3 protein-coding genes are annotated in these 3,469 nt (G+C 60.5%); all 3 read right to left on the bottom strand.

What is annotated here, in order from left to right; translation table 11 throughout:
* Position 1: 1 nt before the first annotated feature.
* The 3 genes from CCR82_RS16490 to CCR82_RS16480 all read right to left on the bottom strand — a co-directional run bounded on the left by CCR82_RS16490 (position 2) and on the right by CCR82_RS16480 (position 3,282).
* Positions 2–1,681: an IS1634 family transposase gene (locus CCR82_RS16490; protein WP_201246909.1), complete on the bottom strand. Its 1,680-nt coding sequence runs from the start codon at positions 1,679–1,681 to the stop codon at positions 2–4.
* 293 nt (positions 1,682–1,974) lie between these two features.
* Positions 1,975–2,754, bottom strand: a complete 780-nt coding sequence (locus CCR82_RS16485; RefSeq protein ID WP_201246908.1) for a fibronectin type III domain-containing protein — start codon at positions 2,752–2,754, stop codon at positions 1,975–1,977.
* Positions 2,755–2,865: 111 nt separating this feature from the next.
* Positions 2,866–3,282, bottom strand: a complete 417-nt coding sequence (locus CCR82_RS16480; protein ID WP_201246907.1) for a hypothetical protein — start codon at positions 3,280–3,282, stop codon at positions 2,866–2,868.
* Positions 3,283–3,469 lie beyond the last annotated feature (187 nt).

The following is a 3,469-nucleotide window of genomic DNA, read 5'->3' as shown; positions in this document are numbered from 1 at the left end:
ATTACTGGGGCAAAGCGATACCGATCTCCTTGAAGAGCTGCCGGTGCTCCGGCGTCAAGCGTGACAGCCCGCTGTATTCACGACTGCCGGCTTTGACCCGATGCTGCTGAATTTGGCGCAGGATGCGTAACGCCCGCTCCGGGGAGTGCTCGCTGCCGGCGGCCGTCAGGCGCGTGCGCAGGATACGATAGAGCACCAGGGCAAGGAAGCAGATCAGGGCATGCGCGCGAATGCGCGGTGGCAGGCGATGATAGACCGGCGCAATCGCGATCTCGGACTTTAGGACGCGGAATCCGCGTTCGATATCGGCCAGCGAGCGATAGCGCGCCACCACTGCTTCAGCGCTCAAGTCTTGGAGACTGGTGACCAACAGCAGCTTGCCATCGAGGCGCTCGGCGGCTTGCCAAGCCGCCTCATCGACCCAGTAGCTGAACTGCGACGAGCCCAGGTCGGCCTTGACGATGTGGCTGAGGCGCTTCTCGAGCACGGCCTGATGGAAGCGCTTGTACGCCCCGCGATCTGTCGCCCGCCGGCCGCGCACGGGCTTGCCCGCATCTTGGTCATTGAGCCGCTCGGCCAGGTGTTGGCCGAGCGCATCCAGCGTCTCAACGGCCTCGCGGCGTGCCTGCGATTGCTCAGCAGCGCGCGTGGCATTGTGGGCGATCACCAGCCGGCGATTCTGCCAACGCGTCTCGCCGATGACATCGGCATCAGGATCGCTCACCGTCGCAACGAGGCCGGGATGGTGCTCGGCGATGAGCTCGGTGAACTCAGCATAACGCCGCCCGGGCACGGCAAGGATATAATCGACCTGCAAACCCTGCGCACGCCCTAACGCCTCGAGCCCATCGATGTTGTCGATGCTCAACAGGCCCCGATCGGCAACGATCACCACCTGTTTGACCCGGAAGCGCTTGAGCAACCGCTCGATCATCGGCGCCAGGGTGGTGGTTTCGGCCACGTTGCCCTCGAACACCTCGTGGGCGATCGGCAATCCCTCGGCGCTTTGCACGACCCCGAGGGCCACCTGGCGATCGATCCCGCCGGTGTCCTTGCTCAGTCCATGGCGGCGCAGATCGCCCGCGCACTGGCCGGTGCCGTGGATGCGCACCGTGGTCACGTCATAGAAGATCACGCTGAGATCCTGATCCAGTAACGGGCGCAACTGCTTGGCCACCGCGCACTCAACCGCCTCATTGTGCTCCTCCAGCGCGTCCATCGCCCGCAGCAACTGTTCATGATGCACATCGCTGAGTTCAACCGCAGGCAGCTGCACGCGTTCCTGCAGCCACTCCAGCAGCCCGAGCTTACTGCTCGGCTCGACCAGGCGGTTAAACACCATCGCGCGGATCAGCGCTTCGGCGTCGAATTGGCGACGGGAGGAACGCAGCGCTCGGCGCAGGGCCTCGCCGAGCCCCAGTGCCTGCCAGAGCTGATGGAGGGTCCAAACATCCCCGTAGCTGCGTGCGGTCTCGAACACCGGTGCTTGCGGCATGGATTCGGGGCGCCCGACAGCGCGTTGCAGGCCGTGGATGAGTGGCTCGAGATCGGCCGCCTCGAGCTGATCGACCCGCCCGAGGCTGGCGACCACGCGCTGCTTCGCTTTACCGGCCGCATCCCGATAGCCTTCGACCAGCTGCAGGTAGCGCCGCGGGCCGGACTGGGTGATGCGCGTGTACATGGCATGACCTTAGGCGATCCCTCGGCTGATGAGCAATCCGTGCATCCAGCACAAACGTGACACAACGCAATGGGACGTGCTCCACGGCCACGCCGACACGCCGCTGCCTGGTAGGATCAGTTGCACTGGAAGCCTCGCTGTCAGGTCGTTCCCACGCCAACACTCAGCAGACCGCCGTGAAGGCAACCACTTATCCCGCTCACTCAGCCCAACCACAGCCCTTATACCGGAGATCGATCGCGACTTGCCCCAGTCATCAACTCAACTGTTGTGACATTTTTTAAGATCCTGGGTCAAGGAAAACAGAGAGTTACGCCCCTAACTGTGGAACTTCGGTGGCCCGCCGCATCAACGGCCTCGACCTTGACGTAGTAGCGGGTGTCCGGCAACAGGCCGGTGATGGTCTCGCTGATCGTCCCGCTACCCGCGCCCATCACTTCCGCGTAAACGGTGGAACCGTCCGGGATGAACCCGGAGTCCGTTGCGGCATGCAGTAGGTAGCGGATCTGACTGGCTGGCGTATCGTTGTCGGAGGTCGCCAGCCAGCTGAGCGCGATTTCATCCGGCTTCAGCGACGAGGCTTCCACCAGTTCGATTTGCTCTGGCGCTTGACCGAAGGCGACGGCGGCCTGTTCGCTCGGCAGGGTGGCCTCGATCAGCGTCAGAGTGAACGCATCGACGGCGATGCGCGTCTCCTCTCGCTCGCCGACGCGCACCCAGGGGGTGAGCCCCTCGGCATCCACCGGCAGCGCGAGCACGCGCAGCTCGGCGTCGTTGAAAATCTCCACCCGGGCAGTGTCGCTGTTGAAGCTGTAGCGGTAGTCGTGGTCTGGCAGCAAGAAATGGGCGTTGGCCGCCAGGCTGAGGCTGATCTCGGCGATGCGCGCGTTGTCGCCCTGGAGGATGATCTCCAGTTCGCCGTAGTCCTGCTCCGGCAAGACCAGCAGCGAGACATGATCTTCGACGAGGATCTGCTGCGCGTCATCGTCGATATGGCGTAGCTGCGCGTCGGTGGCGCCGATGGCCGTGTGCAGAGGCGCTAGCAGCAGCGTGAAGATAAAGATTAATCTCACTCGGGTACTGATTGTTTCGAGTACCGATCCTTCAAGATACCGTATCATTTCACCATCCTCTTAAATGCAAAAATTGGCTTTCCGTTTGTCTGGCGTCGTTTTCCGTCATCATCAAGCGAGCCAGAGGTCAACATAGCTCTCTATGCTGCCTATTTCGTTGACCTCTTGTGCTGTCACGACGTCCAGATCGACATTGGCAATATCGGATGGTGTATTTCCAAACGCTAAGGTTGTCATCGCGCCCTCGATCCGTAGACTGTTCATCTGCCCTTCTTCCCCTACCTCGGGATTATTGTTAAACAGGATCGTTGCATTGCCGCTTTGCGGCTGAACCTCGGCCAACACCTCTTGCAGGCTGCTCCACTGATTATTGGCATCGACAAAAAGAATCGCATCGCCTTCTCCCTGCTGATAATTCTGAATGACCGCATCACCAATGGCTGCAAAAGCCCCGTTATTGTCGGATTGAATTGGCGTCACGAAGATGTCGCGCTCGCCACTTTCGCCCATCCAGGTTTGGTCGACCACCCCCTCGTCAAGCTGAAAAATGTTGACCTCGTCACTTTCATTAAACGCTAATACGAGATCAGACGCTGTATAGGAAGCCGCTCAAGCGAATTTAATTATTAGATCTGCAATCAATCACGAATTAATCTACTCGAAAGCAATTTGATTATCGCAGAGTTGACGCAGCAAAAGCCGAGATGATGCAAGG

Source organism: Halochromatium salexigens (assembly GCF_016653295.1).
Classification (GTDB): Bacteria; Pseudomonadota; Gammaproteobacteria; order Chromatiales; family Chromatiaceae; genus Lamprobacter; species Lamprobacter salexigens.
This window is presented reverse-complemented; position numbering and strand designations above follow the sequence as displayed.